This is a genomic window from Pseudomonas sp. KU26590, from assembly GCF_026153515.1.
Taxonomy (GTDB): Bacteria; Pseudomonadota; Gammaproteobacteria; order Pseudomonadales; family Pseudomonadaceae; genus Aquipseudomonas.
In genome coordinates this window covers 4,247,984-4,263,041 of record NZ_CP110644.1, presented here as the reverse complement: position 1 = coordinate 4,263,041, position 15,058 = coordinate 4,247,984, and the positions used below count along the sequence as shown (strand labels likewise).

The following is a 15,058-nucleotide window of genomic DNA, read 5'->3' as shown; positions in this document are numbered from 1 at the left end:
CATGTCCGCACAGTTGTACTGCGCCCCACATCTCGACCGGTTTTCAGGAATCCCGCAATGACCAACAAACAGCGTCTGATTTATTCGATCATCATCGCCTTGAGTGTTCTGGCGATCATGCTTGGCCTGTCCCATCTGCAGACCACCGGCGTGCTCAGCGAGAAGACCTTTCAGTACATTGCGATCTTTGTCGCCGTCGTCGTGGTGGTGCTCAACGGCGTGCTGCGGCGCAAGGTCAAGCGCTGATCCGCGTCAGCGCAGCATTCAGCCAGTGTCAGCGGTGGCATTCATTCGGCAGCATCAAGCGGTTACAAACCCCGGATGAACTAATTTTTCGGTCAGGAACTCCAAAAATCCGCATTCAAAAAGCCCGCAAAGGGAAATGGAGTTCAATCATGATCAAGAAACTTACCGCTGCCGTTCTCGCTACCGCTGCCCTGACCACCGCACAGTTCGCCTTGGCGGACAAACCGGGCGCTGGCTGGATCACTATCGAAAAAGCCATCGAAAAGGCCAAGTCGGCGGGTTACACCGAGATCTACAAGATCGAAGCCGACGACAACGGCTACTGGGAAGGCGAGGGCCGCAAAGCGGACAGCCTGACTTACGAATTCCGCATCGACGGCACCTCCGGTAACGTGCTGCGCGATCAGAAAGACTGATCGACCCTGCGCTTTAGCGCGTGTGGAAGCCCCCGGGCTTCCACGTCCATCCTCACTGACACCCTCGCCACTCCTTCGCTTTAACCGTTCTCAGCTTTACTCCCTCCTGTACATCCGACAACCTTGGCGTCCCCATTTCCGTCAGCAGGAAGCGACGCATGAGTGTCCGAATCGAATTCAAATCCAACCCCTCCGAAGAAGAACGCCTGCAGATCCTCGAGCCACTGAGGGATTACAACGCAGCCATGGCCGGCGACGGCAAGCACGAAAAGTTTGCCCTGTTCGTCCGTGACGAGCAGACCGATGCCGTGCTCGGCGGCCTGCATGGCCGCATTCTCTACAGCTGGCTGTTCATCGAGCTGCTCGTGGTGCCTGAACAGGCCCGGGGCCAGCGCATGGGCAGCCAGCTGATGGCGATGGCCGAAGATCTTGCCCGCGAACGGGGCTGCGTCGGCGTGTGGCTCGACACCTTTGATTTCCAGGCGCCCGATTTCTATCGCAAGCATGGGTATGAGCAGTTTGGTCAGCTGGATGACTATCCGCCCGGGCACCAGCGGCTGTTCTTCCAGAAGCGGCTGAAAGCGGGGTAGTCGAAGGTTTCAACGGCGCACCGAAGTGGGTGGGACGCACGTCTTGTAGGAGCGCGCTTGCCCGCGAACGCGCTGGTTCAGCTGCCGAGGCTGCGTCTGACAGAACGCTTTCGCGGGCAAGCGCGTTCTTAGGCCGGGGTGCGTATCTTGGACAACGGCGCGGCTTACCTGAACCGGTTCGGGCTATAAGGCGCCGGATCGGTAAACGGCGTGGCGCCGGTCATCATTTCCGCCAGCAATCGGCCAGTGACCGGGCCTAGCGTCAGACCATGGTGGGCATGCCCGAAGTTGAACCACAGCCCTTTGTGCGAAGCAGCCGGCCCAATGACCGGGCGCATGTCCGGCAAGCAGGGCCGGCGCCCCAGCCAGGGTTCAGCGTCCAGCCGCTCGCCCAGCGGATAGAGCGTTCGGGCGATGGCTTCGCAGCGGCGCAGCTGAATCTCGTTGAGGGCGCATCCGGCGCGGCGAACTCCACGCCGGTGGTTAGGCGAATCCCTCGCGCCATGGGCGCAAGCACATAGCCCGCCTGGGCGTCGATGATCGAGTGCTGCAACGGCGCATCCGGGTTTGCCGCGTAGTGCATGTGATAGCGGCGCTTGATCCCCAAGGGAATGCGGTAGCCGAAGGGGGCGATCACTTCCGCCGATTGCGGCCCCAACGCCACCACCGCGTTTTGCGCCATCACGCGTCCTTCCCCTGTATCCACCTGCCAGCCATCGTTGTGCTCGCGAAGACTGCGCGCGTCGCCCTTGAGCAACAGGCCGCCACGCTCGACGAACAGGGCCGCATAACCGCGGACCAACGCACCGGGATCGCTCACGCTTTTCGGGTCGAGCCAGTGAATGGCGCCCAGCGTTCCATTCAGGTGAGGTTCACGCTCGCGCAACTGGCTTGCATCAAGCACCTCGTAACGCAGCCCGTGACGGTCATACGTGCGGGCGTCGGCCACCGCCAGATCAAATTACGCCTGGTCGCGATAGAACTCGATCCAGCCCTTGGCGCGGATCAGCGAAGTCATGCCTGCCGCCTGGGCCAGCCGGTCATGCTCACTGACGCAGCGTTCGATCAGCGGCAGCATTGCGCGGCTTGCGCCGGCCAGGTTGGCGGGCGAGGAGTTTAGCCAGTACTGAAACAACCAGGGCGCGATCTTCGGCAGCCAGGCCGGGCTGAAACGCATGGAGGATTGCCGGTTCAGCGCATACCGCGCCAGCCGCGACCACTCACGGGGAAAGGCGTACGGGACGATGCTGGAGCGTTCTATGAGGCCGGCATTGCCGTGGCTGGTGCCCGCGCCCGGCTCATCGCGGTCCAGCAAGACGACCTGCTGGCCTGCCGCTTGCAGGTGCAGCGCAGAACAGACGCCGACGATACCGGCGCCGAGGACGACGGTTTGGCAATCCACAATCTGGCTAGCGGTTAGAGAATCCATCGAGCGGTCCTTGTTCGAATGAGGGCAGGGCGGTCGTTGTGCAAGGCCTGCAGTTTACCCGCTTGTTGCTGCGCATTACTCTTCAGAGCGAGCGTCTCCAGACGCCAGCCTTTTCTGTTCCGCTTCCACGTCCAATAATCACAACGGAGCTTCAGATGCCTTCAACGCACGACAGCCAGACCACCCGGACGATTTCCTTTGCTGATCTGACAGAACTGCTGCGGCAGATTTTCGTGCGCCACGGCACCTCGCCCGATGTCGCGCGAGTGCTGGCCGCCAACTGCGCGGCCGCCGAGCGCGATGGCTCCCACAGCCACGGTATCTTCCGCATCAAAGGCTATCTGTCGTCGCTGGCAGCGGGTTGGGTCGACGGCCAGGCCGAACCACAGGTCGAGGACGTGGGCGCAGCGTTTGTGCGCGTCGATGCCATGGGCGGTTTTGCCCAGCCGGCGATGCAGGCGGCCAAGGCCCTTGTCATGGAGAAGGCACGGAGCGCCGGGATCGCCATTCTGGCTATCCGCAACTCCCATCACTTCGCCGCACTATGGCCGGACGTCGAGCCGTTCGCTCAGGAAGGTTTCGTGGCGTTGAGCGTGGTCAACAGCATGACCTGCGTCGTGCCCCACGATGCGCAAAAGCCTTTGTTCGGCACCAACCCCATCGCGTTCGCCGCGCCACGCGCCGACGGTCAGCCCATCGTCTTCGACATGGCCACCAGCGCCATCGCCCACGGCGACGTGCAGATTGCCGCCAGAGAGGGGCGCATGCTCCCGCCCGGGATGGGCGTCGATCGCCACGGCGCGCCGACCGAAGACCCGAAAGCCATTCTCGACGGCGGTGCGTTATTGCCATTCGGGGGATACAAGGGATCGGCGCTGTCGATGATGGTGGAGCTGCTGTCAGCCGCGCTCACTGGCGGCCATTTCTCCTTCGAGTTCGACATGTCGAAATCTCCCGGGGCACAAACTCCCTGGACCGGTCAGGTGATCATCGTCATCGATCCGGACAAGGGCAGTGGTCAGGCATTTGCCGAACGGAGCGAGGAACTGGTCCGGCAGATGCACGGCGTCGGCCAGCAGCGCATGCCGGGTGATCGCCGCTATCGTCAGCGTGAGCGGTCGTTGAAGGACGGGATTGTGTTGTCGGCAGAGGATCTTGACCGGCTGGAGGCGCTGGCCCGGGTTTAAGCGTCAGCCTTTGGATCTGGCACGTGTGACGGCAGGAAGGCGGATATGGATGACCACACGATCCGGGCTTATCCCCATGACCATTCGTCGCGACAGGACTTGCGCTAGAGGGGCGTTGAAAATACTGTATGTTTAAACAGTATCGAGAAGAAGAGAGCGACCATGCAAACCAATCAAGCCAACACCCGTCCAGAATTCGCCGCGCAGAAAAACGAGTCGTCGTTCAGCAGCGTATGGGGTAACGAGATGCAGCGTGAGGATTTTCTTGCACTGGCATCGGGACTTCGCCAGTTCAGCGCCAGTCATGCCGACCTGGCATTTGTGCCATCCGGCGCGGGTTGTGCAACAGGCTATGCGACGGGCCACGCTAGCGCCTACGCGGCTGAGCAGGGTCAGCTCGCGGCAGAGTGATCTTGAAGGCGCTGCTCCCGGCAAGACTACCAGGACCGATTCAGGGCTTGAATCGCACCAGGACCGGGACGGGCGTTTGACCGGTCACCGTGTTATCTGCGTAAGGCTGCCGCGTTTTGCCGGTGCGAATCATCGCCAGAGCAATCAATGTGCCCACGGCCGATAGCGCCAACCAACCCAGTAAGAAAGAAATCATCGTCTGGTTCTCCGAACTACTGAAATCGGGCTGCCATTCAAAAGAATGGCGATACATCAGAACCTATCGGCTACGAAGGGGATTCCTTGAGCCGTCAATGTGGAAGATTGACCAAATGAGCCCAAGGGCGCAACTCCCGCGGACCAATGGGGTCTTGCTCTTTGAACACAGTCAACTTCAGGACCCTCGTTTATGAAAGATCTCGGTTCACGTTTGAAAGAAGAACGCAAACGGCTCGGGCTGTCGCAACAGGACTTCGGTTCCATCGGTGGCGTAGAGGCCAACGCCCAAGGCAAATACGAGAGCGGTGAACGGATCCCGCGTTCTGATTACCTCGCGGCGCTAGGCAAAAAAGGCATCGACGTCATGTACGTGCTGTCGGGTGAACGAACCCCGATTGCAACCGACACGCTGAGCGAGGCGGAGCGGGCGGTCATTACCCATTACCGGGCGCTCAGCGAAGACGACCGCGAGGCAATTTCGCAGTTGGCCACGTCACTTTCCGAGTGCGCGACCGAGTTTTCCCGCTCTGCATAAAAGCTCGCGTTCTGCATAGAGTCTCGTTCTGCGTAGAGAAATGACGAGGGCCGGTTGCGAGAAAATATATGGAACGTATATGCTCCGTATATTCTTCGAGAGGTCGGTATGGGACTGGTAAAAATTTCCGAACAGATGCACGCCAATATTCGTTGCGCCAGCGCGGCCTTGAGTCGCTCGATCAATGCTCAGGCTGAGCACTGGATGCGGGTGGGCATGCTCGCCGAGCTGCACCCCGGTCTGAATTACAGCGAAATCTGCCAGCTGCTGATCCGCGCCGAAACGTCAGGCGGCGCCGTGTTGAGCCTTCAGCCCTGCGATCTCGTACCGGATCTGGCCCCGGCCAGGGCGGTGTCCCGATGAGCATCAGCATCAAGACCGAAGCCGATCTGGTCGGGCTGCGTGTGGCGGGGCGCCTGGCCGCAGACGTGCTGGCGATGATCGCAGAGCACGTCAAACCGGGCATCAGCACCGAAGCGCTGGATGACATCTGCAACGCCTACATCGTCAACGAGCTGAAAGTGATCCCCGCCAACGTTGGCTACCACGGGTTCACCAAAACCACCTGTATTTCGCCCAACACGGTCGTCTGCCATGGCATCCCTGCAGCGGATGACGTGCTCAAAGACGGCGACATCGTCAACATCGACGTGGCGGTGATCAAGGATGGGTGGTACGGCGATACCAGCCGTATGTACTACGTCGGGGAGGTCAGCCCGCTCGCCCGCCGACTGGTCGAAACCACGTACGAGGCCACGCTGGCGGGGATACACGCGGTCAAACCCGGTGCGACGCTGGGCGACATCGGCAATGCCATCCAGAGCGTGGCCTACCGCGAAGGCTTCAGCGTGGTGCGCGAATATTGCGGGCATGGCATCGGTCGTAAATACCACGAAGAACCTCAAGTGCTGCATTACGGCGCGGCGGGCAAGGGTCTGAAACTCAAGACCGGCATGGTCTTCACCATCGAGCCGATGATCAATGCCGGCAAGCCGGGCACCTACGTGCTGGACGATGGCTGGACCGTGCTCACCCGCGACCAGTCATTGTCGGCGCAATGGGAGCACATGGTGGCGGTGACCGAGACGGGGTTCGAGCTGTTGACCCCGTGGCCGGACGGCACGGGCGACTACCCGGCGGTCTGAGCGCAGGCGCTGACTGATAAGCGGGCGAGAGGCTTGGACGCATGAAGTCACAATAGCGGGCGTGACGAAAATGAGACTTAGCTTGTAGGCTCCTTCTCGTTCCCCTGTGGTGCTGCTTCCTGACAGGCTTAGGATGATCAGTGCAGGTAGCGCCAGGGGAGAACACCACTTTATCGATTAAGCAAAAAACCGGCCTTGGCCGGTTTTTTATTGCGCGCGTGAATCTTTAGTGCCTGGCCTGCTCAGCCTCAAGCTGCCTGGCCGCCACGACGCCGGAAGAACTGAGTTTGATGGGGTACTTCAGAGACCGGTCCCCTTCACTGGGATGCTGGACGCAACCGTCGTGAATCAAGCCCGCCGTCTGCAAATGCTCAAGGGTGTCAGCGACCGCGTTCTCCCCCCTATAGTTGTCCAGAACTTCTTTGCCAAGGCCTGCCGGGTGGGCATGCAGCAATCGGGTCAGGACTTCCTGTTTCAATGCGGTGTCGATGGTCATGTTTACCTCGCTTTGCTGGTGTGATGAGCGCTGCTTGTAAATTCCGACCGCGTGAATCAGGGTTTGTTTGCAGTTTTCCTCGATCAGGCGCGTTTCCATTGCACCTGGGTGACGCCCAGGGATTCGGCGTAGAGCAGCGCCAGTTTCACAGGACCCGCGCAAATGTGGCCTTCGACCGCGCCCACCCCAGCGTGCAAGGTCGCAAAATGCAGCGCGTCACTTTCGCATAGATGGTTGCCCTGATGATTGAAGTGCCGCGGCTCGCCTTGAAAACGGTAATGAATTTCAAAATCCTTGTAGTCATTCATTTTCTTGGCCTGTAGGGGCGTGCGGCGACGCCCGGTGAATGAGGGCTTCCTCGATGTACCTGACAGCCTGCGCGTCGACTGCATCGGCAATGCTGTCCCTTCATTTCGAGATCGATACAGGCTGATCAACTCTCAATGGGCCTTGGATCGTAATGCATCTCCACCTGAGACGGGCCATTCGCAATCGGGTTGCGAAGCGACCGACCGACGCAGAATTGCACACCTTCATGAGCGTTTAAAATGGCTGGCCGATGGGCGGCCATGTGCCATATCGCTATGGATATTCGCGATACATCCAGACGCATTGAATGGGTGAACATGGCGTTTTTGAGGGGGCGCGGGAGATCAAATCAGCCCGCGAAGGTGACCGCTGGAGTGCGCGGAAATGTTTTGTGCGGAAAAGGCAAATTGATGGCCCGCAGCGGCTGCCTTTTCTGGAAAAATCCTTTTCTATCAATTGATTCCGGGATGAATATGTATGCGCAGTGTGGGCTTGGCCGTGGTGGCGGCTTTTCTGGCAGCGGTGTCCGTGACCGCGCACGCCAAGGACCTGAGCAAGAATGACCTGCAAGTCTGCAAATGGGGAGCGGGGGTTGCGGGGGCGGCGCAGCAGTCCAAGCTCTCTGGCACGACCCTCTACAGCGCGCGCAAAAAGCTGCAGAGCCGTAAGTTCGCCAAACCGTGGATGAGCAAGATGGCGCTGGGCATCACGGAGCAGACCTATAAAAGTCCTTCGAAACTGAAACCCGCCGCCGTGAAGCAGACCTACTACGAGGGCTGCATCCAGCACGATCTGGCGCGTAAATGACTCGAGAGCTTATTGAGCGTTAAACAGCCACGCCGCGCCTGCCACCCTGTGGCAGGCGCCTTGAGTCGGGGTCAGCGTGCGCCGCTGCGGATCAATGGCAGTTGCCGGCCAGGTGATAATGCTGCGCTTCGGCGGCCGCTGAGCTCTTGAACTCAACCCGGTTTTTCTCGGCAATTGCGTTGTACGAAGGGCAGTCCGGACGGTGGTAAACCATGGTTTTCTTGTTGCCGCGAATCGCCAGCGTCAGGTTAGCCGCGTTGCTGCCGGCGCTCGCAGCGGGCTTCATCGGATTGCTTGCAGTGGGCCGGGCTTGTGCTGTTACGGCAGACGCGCTGGCTGCGCCGTTGCCACCACTCAAATTGGCGCTGAGGAAAACCGGTGCGTGGTCGGACACGCTGTCACGGCCCTGGGCGTGGGTCAGTCCGAGGAATTTCGGATAATCGAACACCTCGACCTTGTTCACCCGGATCGCCGACTGCTTGCTGATGAAGATGTTGTCATAAAGGTTGGCGAGTTTGCCGTCCTTGGTCGACAGGGTGCTGGCGCCGTCGAGCACCAGCGGCCGGGCGCTGCTGTCGAGCTTGTCCCACGCGGGCGAGTTGGGCGGGGTGTTGAAGTCGCCCATCAACATGATCTGGTTGTTGCCGGGGTAGGTTTCCTGCAGCCAGGTCCAGTAATTGGACAGCGCGACGATTTCCGAAGCACGGTCCGCCTGGTTCTTGCCGTACAGGATGTGCACCGTGGCCACGACAAAGGTCTTGCCGTCCTTCAGCGACCGGAATTGTGCGGAGTAGGGTTCGCGCTCGAAGGTGTCGCTGCGGTCCAGGTAGCTCACGGCACCGTCTTCATAGGCAACGGCATCATCCCGCCAGACGAACCCGTACATCTCCTTGTAGGAAGATCGACCCACGGCATGGGATGCCATCGAACTCCAGTGCTTGCCGGTCTGCCGGGTCAGCTCCTTGGCCAGCGCCTCCAGCGCGTCTTCGCTCATCAATTCCTGAACCGCGAGAAAGTCGACCTTCTGCGCGACCTTGGCGATGCCCTGGAAGTCCTTGTTCGGGCGCACGCTCAAGTGCTCCAGGTTCCAGGTCCCGATGTTGACGTCAGCCGAAGCGGTTTGCAGGAAGGTAAAAGCCAAAAGCAGAGCGACACAAAATCTGAGCATGTTTTCCAACTGGATTATTTATAGAAGGGGGTATTCAGGTTGCGGGTCAATCTTCCTTGGGCACGGTCCAGAATATCTGCACGCCGCCGTCGTCTCGCCAGGCCAGGGTCACGTTGTCGTTCTCGTCGATCTCTTCCAGCAACTGTTTCCAGTCGTCCTCAAGTTCGTCCGCAAGCCGGAAAATCAGCGCCGCGCGGGCCTTCTGTGCGCTCTGCGAGTTGATGATTTTCTGCACCCGCACGGCCATGCGCTCGTAGTGCCCTGGCGATGCTGCGGTTGATGCGTTGGTGTCAGACACGAAGTGACCCTCCTGTTCGCTGTATGCGCATACAGTATTTGAGTGTCGGACGTTTCGCAACATCGGATCGGACAAAAACCGTCATTGACTCAAGTCGCTGATTTTTCGGCTGATTGTTCGGGCTGCGAACCAAACTCGATCGCGCTGATCTGATCTGCTAGATGACGATTCAGTGCTTGAGCGCTCGACGCTTGAGCCATACACCAGGAGGCTTTATGAAGATTCAATCGTTGCTGATGCCGGTCGCGTTCGCCTGTTGTGCAGCGTTGGCGGGTTGCTCCACATCGACCGTGGTCACCTTGCAGAACGGTACGCAGTACGTGACCAAGGATGCGCCGAAGACCAAGAGCAAAGACGGCTTTTATGAGTTCGAAGACATCTCCGGTAAGACCATCCGCGTGCGCGCCGACGAGGTAGCCACTGTCAAAGAAGAGGATTGAGCCACGGCGGGGCCCGGCTTGGATCAGCACCGGGCCCGTCTGTATGCAAACTCGTCCCCATCTGAATGGAACGTCTTCGCATTGCCGTCGCTCTAAGTGAGGCTAGCTGCTCACGATATTTCCTGTCAGGCCCTAATTATGGATACCCCACCCAACACCGGGTTCAGCGCAGCACCCCTGCGTTTCCTTGCCAACGGCGGTGCGGTCGGTGATCTGCTTCAGTCCCCCTTGATAGACGGCTCGCCCCTCGGCGCGCCCTGCGACTGGCCGGACTGTCTGAAAGCCCTGATGGGCACGATCCTCCCTGTGCAGGCGCAAATCGCGCTGTTCTGGGGTCCCGAATTTGTGGCGCTCTACAACGACGCCTATGCGCCGAGCATCGGCGAGAAACATCCGCGCGCCCTTGGCCGGCCGGCCATCGAGAACTGGCGCGAGCTCTGGGACGACCTCGAGCCTCTGCTGCGCGGCGTGCTGGAAACCGGGCAAACTTTTGCTGCCAAGGACCGTGCGTTCTATATCGAACGGCATGGCTGCGGCGAAACCGTCTACTTTGACGTCTCCTATTCCGCGGTGCGCCAGAGCGACGGGTCCGTCGGCGGGGTGCTCTGCGTCGTCACTGAAACCACCGAGCGTGTGCATTTCGAACGTCGTCAGGCGTTGCTGCTTGAGCTGGGCCAGGCGTTGCCCTCTATTCGCGACCCCGAGCAGATCAAGGCAGACGTCATCCGACGTATCGGTCACGAGCTGGGTGCCGCCCGTGTCCATATCGCGGAAATGGACGAGGAGAGGGGCGATTTCACCATTCTCCGTGAATACCGTCAGGGTGACGTGACGACACGAACAGGGGTGATCTCTGTCAGTGTTGAGACCTGTTCTGCACTGCGCCAGGGCGTCACCGTGCAAGCGTCGGCAAGGGCCGATTCCGTTTTTTCTGACCCTTGCGCCGTTGCATCTCGGTCAGACAGCGCAGGGAGTCTGGCCGTGCATGTCCCGCTGATGCGTCATGACACCTTGGCCGGCGTGTTTACCGTCGAGTTCAAAGGTCAGCGGGTCTGTAGCCCCCATGACATCCACATCATCGAAGAAACGGCCAAGCTGGGCTGGCAATGGATCAACCACACGCGGGCTGAATCGGCGCTGCACGCCAGTTCCGCGCAACTGGCCGGGATGTTCGAGCAGGCCGGCGCCGGGATTGCGCTGTGTGATCACCGAGGCGTGTTTCAACAGGTCAATGATCGCTACTGCGAGATTATGGGGCTGCAGCGTCAGGCAATCGCCGGCCGCTCGATCCTCCAATTGCAGAACGACGTGGAAGCCAACGCGCAGCCCATGTTCTACGAGAACTTTCTGACCGCCGAAGCGCCCTTCGAACTGACCCAGCACCACGTGCGCACGAACGGTTCCGTCGTCTGGGTGCAGACCCACGTCACGCCCCTGCTCGATGCGCAACAGCAGGCGAGCGGGCTGCTGTTTGTATGCGTGGACATCTCCGCGCGGGTCGGCGCTGAACACCAATTGATCGAACTCAACGAAAGCCTCGAACAGCGCGTCGCCACCATGGTGGCCGAGCGCGAGGCGGCCATTTCGCTGCTGCACGAGTCGCGCAAGATCGAGATGGTCGGCCAGTTGGGCGGCGGCATCGCCCATGACTTCAATAACCTGCTGACGCCGATCATGACGTCACTGGAATTGCTGCGGCGCCAGCCGGTCAGCAATGATCGCTCCCATCGGCTTATCGACGCCGCGCTGCAAGCGGCAGATCGCGCGCGAATTCTGGTAGGCCGTCTGCTCACCTTTGCCCGCAGGCAGACGCTCAAACCTCAGGTCGTGGCGCTGAACAGCCTGGTCAACGGCATGCATGACCTTATCCAACGCTCGCTGGGCCCGACCATCCAAGTGATTGTCGAGATTCCTGCAGATCTGCCAAACATTCTCATTGATCCCCATCAGCTCGAACTGGGCGTGCTCAATCTCGCGGTCAACGCCCGTGACGCGATTGCCGAACGTGGCTACTTGAAAATCAGCGCTTGCCCTGAGGTGATTGCCGACAGTCCGGGACTGGGCCCGGCGCCGGCGCAGGGTTGCTACGTCAGGCTGACGGTGTCGGACAACGGCAGCGGCATGAACGAAGAGGTGCTGCAGCGTTGCGTTGAGCCGTTTTACTCAACCAAAGGCGTCGGCAAGGGCACCGGCCTGGGATTGTCGATGGTGCAAGGTCTGGCCCTGCAATCCGGCGGTGGTTTTGATATTCAGTCGACGCCGGGTCTCGGCACGCGCGTTGACATCTGGCTGCCGGTGTCCAGCGCCGATGCGCTGACACCGGCGGAAGGCGAGGGCGACTCAGCGCCCGACGCCCATCACCCTTTTCACGTGCTGGTGGTGGACGACGAGGAACTGGTCCGCTACACCGTTGCGCTGCAATTGCGTGACCTGGGCTATCGGGTGACCGAAGCGGCGTCGCCGTCCGCTGCCGAGCACATGGTCAGCGCCGGGTTGCGGCCGGACGTTCTCATCACCGATCAGTTGATGGCAGAAAAAAGCGGCACGCAGCTCGCCCTGAGTCTGCGGGAAGTGCTGCCTGCGCTGCCGGTGCTGGTCGTCACGGGGTACACCAGCGAGTCGTCGACACAGATTGCCGGCTTCGACGTACTGGCCAAGCCCTTCAGCCGCGCCGACATTGCGTCGAAAGTGGCGCAGGTCATCAACCAACGGGAAGTGCCGGCATTGGTCGGCGAGCACGCTGGTCACGCCTCTTGAATGGCCAGGCCCTTCACGCCAGGTTTTACCGGGCGTGAGGGGCCTGCTTACGGTAGCAGCCTCGCCTAAACGGCTTGGCCGATTGCCTGTTCGTAGCACGACAGGAAGTACTGCCACTGAGACTCGTCCCAGAACGAGTGCCTTCTGAGCTGCGGAATGTCGTGACGCGCGGCGCCCATGATGGTGATCCGGCCGTGGGATTTTTCCAGATCCAGCAGCGCCAGTTCGAAATCAAAGCGCGTGTCGGTGACCGTCGCCTTGATGAAGATGTGCTTGGAACGCATGCAGCCATGTTGCCACTTGCCCAGGTGCATCTTCGCCAGAGTCTCGGCGAGGCGCTTGAAGAGACGCTGATGTTGCTCGACGCTCAAGGTGCTGGCGCCGCCCTGGGCATACCAGGTGTCAAGGTCGATGAAACCGCCCAGATCCTTGGTCACCAAAAGGCCTTGCCATACACCGGCGACCTTGCGTGCGCCGTAGAAAACGGGCCGTGGCGCGTTAACGCCCAGTTCCTCTAGTTTTGTCAGCGCGATGCCCTCACGCAGTGCAGTCGGGCGCCCGGTGGGGTAACGCAAGCTGCGAAACAGATGGCCGGTCTGGCGTTTGACGTAAAGCGTTTTGCCATCGTGCACCACGCGCTGCACACCGCTGGTGCCGCTGCGGCGCACATTCGGCGGCTCGACCCAAGGCCCCGATGTGCCCCACCAGAATTCAAATTCGTTGTTGCCCCGACCCATCATGCGCTCCAGATACTGTAGAAATCTTCTTGTGCAGCGACTGCCATCTTGCAGTGCGAGCCCCTCTGGCCTTTGCGGGCGAGATTAGTTCAGTGCCTGCTCAGGGATATTGGCTAATGGCCATTTTCGACGGACCCAGCTTACTGGCTTGATCCGTTCGTGAACCCGCAAAACCCGCGCCATTTACGCCATCCAGCAGGCTATAAGTGCAGTGGTGCTTTGTATGGCGGCGCTGTGCACATCTCATCGAATGGCCCATGGGACGCGCAACTTCTGATCTGCGTCATGTCCGTTCGTCCCATTCATGTGAAACTCGCGGAATTGCTGGCGCCGTGCGACATCCACCGTGCATAACCAAATAAGGAAATTTGCCATGATCTCCACCCTTGAACTCTGCCATATCGTCGAATCAGGCTTCCTGCCCGCCAAGTGCAAATGCACCATCGATGCCAACGATCAAATACTTGTTCAGATTTTTGATCGCGAGAGGGGCCACGCCGACTTGCTCGCTGCCGGCATTCCGGTCAGTTCGCTCAACTCCAGTCGTGCCATTGCCAACCTGATCGCCAAGTTAAAAGACGACTTGAAGCTGCACGCTGCCGGCCGACGCGCGACCGCTCATCAGGAACGTGCGTAACAAAATTGGTAACATTGCCGGCACGATTCACCAGTGCTTCTATCCTCCGACACCGAGTGCAGGGCTACAGCGTTGCAAACGATCGGAGGAGCAGCGCGCTACCCGGCCCGCCCCTATATGTCCTGCTTTGCGCAGTTGACAAAAGCCCAAACGGTTCCCATAGTTTCGCTCACGCAAACGTTTGCGATTCCGTCGATGCTTCCCCTGACGCGTAAACGCTGCCGATAACAACAATCATAATATCGGAGTGATTCCATGAAGCTGCCCTTCGCTGCACGCCTTCTTGCTGTTGCCATGCTCACCGCTTCTGCTGCAACCCTGCCTCTCTCTTCCGCCTTCGCTGATGACGCGAAAAAGCCGACCGTTGCGCTGGTGATGAAATCCCTGGCCAATGAATTCTTCCTGACCATGGAAGACGGCGCCAAGGACTATCAAAAACTGCATTCCGCTGACTTTGACCTGATCTCCAACGGCATCAAGAACGAGTCCGACACGGCCGCGCAGATCGACATCGTCAATCAGATGATCGTCAAGAAAGTCGACGCGCTGGTCATCGCTCCGGCGGACTCCAAGGCGCTGGCGGCGGTCCTGAAAAAGGCCATGGACGCGGGCATCAAAGTCGTCAATATCGACAACCAGCTCGACGCCGACGTGCTGAAAAGCAAGGGCATGGAAGTGCCGTTCGTAGGCCCGAACAACCGCAAGGGTGCCAAGCTGGTGGGCGACTACCTGGCCAAGCAGCTGACCGCGGGTGATGAAGTCGGCATCATCGAAGGCGTGCCGACCACCACCAACGCGCAGCAGCGCACCGCGGGCTTCAAGGACGCGATGGACGCTGCGCAGATGAAGATCGTTTCCACGCAGTCGGGTAACTGGGAAATAGACAAGGGCAACGCGGTCGCCTCCGCCATGCTCAACGAATACCCGAACCTGAAAGCGCTGCTGGCCGGTAACGACAGCATGGCCCTGGGCGCTGTCTCGGCCGTTCGTGCGGCAGGCAAAGCGGGCAAGGTTCAGGTCGTCGGCTACGACAACATCAACGCCATCAAGCCGATGCTCAAGGACGGCCGTATTCTGGCCACCGCTGACCAGTTCGCTGCCCGTCAGGCTGTGTTCGGTATCGATACCGCGTTGAAGATGGTCAAGGGCGAGAAGCTCGAGATCACCAACGGCGTGATCGAAACCCCGGTCGAGCTGGTAACCAAGCCGTAATAAGCCGGTCTGGTTTTTACTCGGCACTGTCCAACTCAGC

At 60.0% G+C, this 15,058-nt stretch carries 19 protein-coding genes and 1 pseudogene; 13 read left to right on the top strand and 7 right to left on the bottom strand.

Annotation, left to right across the window (positions count from 1 at the left end; translation table 11 throughout):
- Window positions 1-57 precede the first annotated feature (57 nt).
- The 3 genes from OKW98_RS18935 (at window position 58) to OKW98_RS18925 (ending at window position 1,252) form a co-directional block, all read left to right on the top strand.
- Window positions 58-246: a hypothetical protein gene (locus tag OKW98_RS18935; protein ID WP_122538211.1), complete on the top strand. Its 189-nt coding sequence runs from the start codon at window positions 58-60 to the stop codon at window positions 244-246.
- Window positions 247-395: 149 nt separating this feature from the next.
- Entirely contained in the window at window positions 396-662 is a 267-nt protein-coding gene (locus tag OKW98_RS18930; protein ID WP_037010913.1) for a PepSY domain-containing protein, read from the top strand.
- A 158-nt stretch (window positions 663-820) separates the two neighbouring features.
- On the top strand, window positions 821-1,252 hold the full coding sequence (locus tag OKW98_RS18925; protein ID WP_265386152.1) for a GNAT family N-acetyltransferase: 432 nt from the start codon (window positions 821-823) through the stop codon (window positions 1,250-1,252).
- A 164-nt stretch (window positions 1,253-1,416) separates the two neighbouring features.
- On the opposite strand, the pseudogene OKW98_RS18920 reads toward OKW98_RS18925, so the two are convergent.
- Window positions 1,417-2,654 (bottom strand): annotated as a pseudogene (locus tag OKW98_RS18920) (NAD(P)/FAD-dependent oxidoreductase).
- 182 nt (window positions 2,655-2,836) lie between these two features.
- On the opposite strand from OKW98_RS18920, the gene OKW98_RS18915 reads away from it, so the two are divergent.
- Both OKW98_RS18915 and OKW98_RS18910 read left to right on the top strand, forming a co-directional pair.
- Window positions 2,837-3,868 (top strand): Ldh family oxidoreductase, encoded by a 1,032-nt coding sequence (locus OKW98_RS18915; protein WP_265386151.1) that lies wholly within the window; start codon window positions 2,837-2,839, stop codon window positions 3,866-3,868.
- A 162-nt stretch (window positions 3,869-4,030) separates the two neighbouring features.
- On the top strand, window positions 4,031-4,279 hold the full coding sequence (locus OKW98_RS18910; protein WP_265386150.1) for a hypothetical protein: 249 nt from the start codon (window positions 4,031-4,033) through the stop codon (window positions 4,277-4,279).
- A 40-nt stretch (window positions 4,280-4,319) separates the two neighbouring features.
- Here OKW98_RS18910 and OKW98_RS18905 read toward each other — a convergent pair whose 3' ends face one another.
- Window positions 4,320-4,532, bottom strand: a complete 213-nt coding sequence (locus OKW98_RS18905) for a hypothetical protein (RefSeq protein ID WP_265386149.1) — start codon at window positions 4,530-4,532, stop codon at window positions 4,320-4,322.
- Window positions 4,533-4,667: 135 nt separating this feature from the next.
- Here OKW98_RS18905 and OKW98_RS18900 point away from each other — a divergent pair, with 135 nt between their 5' ends.
- The 3 genes from OKW98_RS18900 to map all read left to right on the top strand — a co-directional run bounded on the left by OKW98_RS18900 (window position 4,668) and on the right by map (window position 6,157).
- Window positions 4,668-5,012: a helix-turn-helix domain-containing protein gene (locus OKW98_RS18900; protein WP_265386148.1), complete on the top strand. Its 345-nt coding sequence runs from the start codon at window positions 4,668-4,670 to the stop codon at window positions 5,010-5,012.
- Between the two features lie 108 nt (window positions 5,013-5,120).
- The gene (locus OKW98_RS18895) at window positions 5,121-5,375 is read left to right on the top strand and encodes a ParD-like family protein (protein WP_265386147.1); all 255 of its coding nucleotides are present in this window, start codon (window positions 5,121-5,123) and stop codon (window positions 5,373-5,375) included.
- Window positions 5,372-6,157: a type I methionyl aminopeptidase gene (gene map / locus OKW98_RS18890; RefSeq protein WP_265386146.1), complete on the top strand. Its 786-nt coding sequence runs from the start codon at window positions 5,372-5,374 to the stop codon at window positions 6,155-6,157. Before OKW98_RS18895 ends, map begins: the two co-directional genes overlap by 4 nt.
- A gap of 226 nt (window positions 6,158-6,383) precedes the next feature.
- Here the strand turns inward: map and OKW98_RS18885 are convergent, their stop codons facing one another.
- Window positions 6,384-6,653: a hypothetical protein gene (locus OKW98_RS18885; RefSeq protein ID WP_265386145.1), complete on the bottom strand. Its 270-nt coding sequence runs from the start codon at window positions 6,651-6,653 to the stop codon at window positions 6,384-6,386.
- A gap of 83 nt (window positions 6,654-6,736) precedes the next feature.
- Window positions 6,737-6,961: a DUF6555 family protein gene (locus OKW98_RS18880; protein ID WP_265389773.1), complete on the bottom strand. Its 225-nt coding sequence runs from the start codon at window positions 6,959-6,961 to the stop codon at window positions 6,737-6,739.
- A 478-nt stretch (window positions 6,962-7,439) separates the two neighbouring features.
- Here OKW98_RS18880 and OKW98_RS18875 point away from each other — a divergent pair, with 478 nt between their 5' ends.
- A complete protein-coding gene (locus OKW98_RS18875) occupies window positions 7,440-7,769 on the top strand; it encodes a hypothetical protein (RefSeq protein WP_065991512.1) in 330 nt (109 codons plus the stop codon).
- A gap of 91 nt (window positions 7,770-7,860) precedes the next feature.
- Here the strand turns inward: OKW98_RS18875 and OKW98_RS18870 are convergent, their stop codons facing one another.
- Together OKW98_RS18870 and OKW98_RS18865 are read right to left on the bottom strand one after the other, a co-directional pair.
- Window positions 7,861-8,937 (bottom strand): endonuclease/exonuclease/phosphatase family protein, encoded by a 1,077-nt coding sequence (locus tag OKW98_RS18870; RefSeq protein WP_265386144.1) that lies wholly within the window; start codon window positions 8,935-8,937, stop codon window positions 7,861-7,863.
- A gap of 46 nt (window positions 8,938-8,983) precedes the next feature.
- Complete coding sequence (locus OKW98_RS18865) at window positions 8,984-9,184, bottom strand: DUF1654 domain-containing protein (protein WP_074887522.1); 201 nt, start codon at window positions 9,182-9,184, stop codon at window positions 8,984-8,986.
- 266 nt (window positions 9,185-9,450) lie between these two features.
- Between OKW98_RS18865 and OKW98_RS18860 the strand changes: the two genes are divergently transcribed.
- Together OKW98_RS18860 and OKW98_RS18855 are read left to right on the top strand one after the other, a co-directional pair.
- Window positions 9,451-9,675, top strand: coding sequence for a YgdI/YgdR family lipoprotein (locus OKW98_RS18860; RefSeq protein WP_037010898.1), 225 nt, complete (start codon window positions 9,451-9,453; stop codon window positions 9,673-9,675).
- Window positions 9,676-9,813: 138 nt separating this feature from the next.
- A complete protein-coding gene (locus OKW98_RS18855) occupies window positions 9,814-12,432 on the top strand; it encodes a PAS domain-containing protein (protein ID WP_265386142.1) in 2,619 nt (872 codons plus the stop codon).
- A 65-nt stretch (window positions 12,433-12,497) separates the two neighbouring features.
- Here the strand turns inward: OKW98_RS18855 and OKW98_RS18850 are convergent, their stop codons facing one another.
- Window positions 12,498-13,169 carry a lipopolysaccharide kinase InaA family protein gene (locus OKW98_RS18850; protein WP_265386141.1) on the bottom strand — a complete coding sequence of 224 codons (672 nt, stop codon included), beginning with the start codon at window positions 13,167-13,169 and terminating at the stop codon, window positions 12,498-12,500.
- A 373-nt stretch (window positions 13,170-13,542) separates the two neighbouring features.
- Here OKW98_RS18850 and OKW98_RS18845 point away from each other — a divergent pair, with 373 nt between their 5' ends.
- Both OKW98_RS18845 and OKW98_RS18840 read left to right on the top strand, forming a co-directional pair.
- Window positions 13,543-13,806 (top strand): DUF1652 domain-containing protein, encoded by a 264-nt coding sequence (locus OKW98_RS18845; RefSeq protein ID WP_265386140.1) that lies wholly within the window; start codon window positions 13,543-13,545, stop codon window positions 13,804-13,806.
- 255 nt (window positions 13,807-14,061) lie between these two features.
- Window positions 14,062-15,018, top strand: coding sequence for a sugar ABC transporter substrate-binding protein (locus OKW98_RS18840; RefSeq protein ID WP_265386139.1), 957 nt, complete (start codon window positions 14,062-14,064; stop codon window positions 15,016-15,018).
- The last annotated feature ends 40 nt before the right edge of the window (window positions 15,019-15,058 follow it).

Bases quoted from the DNA above. Each gene is read 5' to 3' on its own strand.
- OKW98_RS18935 (WP_122538211.1), top strand. From the start codon at position 58: ATGACCAACAAACAGCGTCTGATTTATTCGATCATCATCGCCTTGAGT.
- OKW98_RS18930 (WP_037010913.1), top strand. From the start codon at position 396: ATGATCAAGAAACTTACCGCTGCCGTTCTCGCTACCGCTGCCCTGACC.
- OKW98_RS18925 (WP_265386152.1), top strand. From the start codon at position 821: ATGAGTGTCCGAATCGAATTCAAATCCAACCCCTCCGAAGAAGAACGC.
- OKW98_RS18915 (WP_265386151.1), top strand. From the start codon at position 2,837: ATGCCTTCAACGCACGACAGCCAGACCACCCGGACGATTTCCTTTGCT.
- OKW98_RS18910 (WP_265386150.1), top strand. From the start codon at position 4,031: ATGCAAACCAATCAAGCCAACACCCGTCCAGAATTCGCCGCGCAGAAA.
- OKW98_RS18905 (WP_265386149.1), bottom strand. From the start codon at position 4,532: ATGTATCGCCATTCTTTTGAATGGCAGCCCGATTTCAGTAGTTCGGAG.
- OKW98_RS18900 (WP_265386148.1), top strand. From the start codon at position 4,668: ATGAAAGATCTCGGTTCACGTTTGAAAGAAGAACGCAAACGGCTCGGG.
- OKW98_RS18895 (WP_265386147.1), top strand. From the start codon at position 5,121: ATGGGACTGGTAAAAATTTCCGAACAGATGCACGCCAATATTCGTTGC.
- map (WP_265386146.1), top strand. From the start codon at position 5,372: ATGAGCATCAGCATCAAGACCGAAGCCGATCTGGTCGGGCTGCGTGTG.
- OKW98_RS18885 (WP_265386145.1), bottom strand. From the start codon at position 6,653: ATGACCATCGACACCGCATTGAAACAGGAAGTCCTGACCCGATTGCTG.
- OKW98_RS18880 (WP_265389773.1), bottom strand. From the start codon at position 6,961: ATGAATGACTACAAGGATTTTGAAATTCATTACCGTTTTCAAGGCGAG.
- OKW98_RS18875 (WP_065991512.1), top strand. From the start codon at position 7,440: ATGCGCAGTGTGGGCTTGGCCGTGGTGGCGGCTTTTCTGGCAGCGGTG.
- OKW98_RS18870 (WP_265386144.1), bottom strand. From the start codon at position 8,937: ATGCTCAGATTTTGTGTCGCTCTGCTTTTGGCTTTTACCTTCCTGCAA.
- OKW98_RS18865 (WP_074887522.1), bottom strand. From the start codon at position 9,184: ATGGCCGTGCGGGTGCAGAAAATCATCAACTCGCAGAGCGCACAGAAG.
- OKW98_RS18860 (WP_037010898.1), top strand. From the start codon at position 9,451: ATGAAGATTCAATCGTTGCTGATGCCGGTCGCGTTCGCCTGTTGTGCA.
- OKW98_RS18855 (WP_265386142.1), top strand. From the start codon at position 9,814: ATGGATACCCCACCCAACACCGGGTTCAGCGCAGCACCCCTGCGTTTC.
- OKW98_RS18850 (WP_265386141.1), bottom strand. From the start codon at position 13,169: ATGGGTCGGGGCAACAACGAATTTGAATTCTGGTGGGGCACATCGGGG.
- OKW98_RS18845 (WP_265386140.1), top strand. From the start codon at position 13,543: ATGATCTCCACCCTTGAACTCTGCCATATCGTCGAATCAGGCTTCCTG.
- OKW98_RS18840 (WP_265386139.1), top strand. From the start codon at position 14,062: ATGAAGCTGCCCTTCGCTGCACGCCTTCTTGCTGTTGCCATGCTCACC.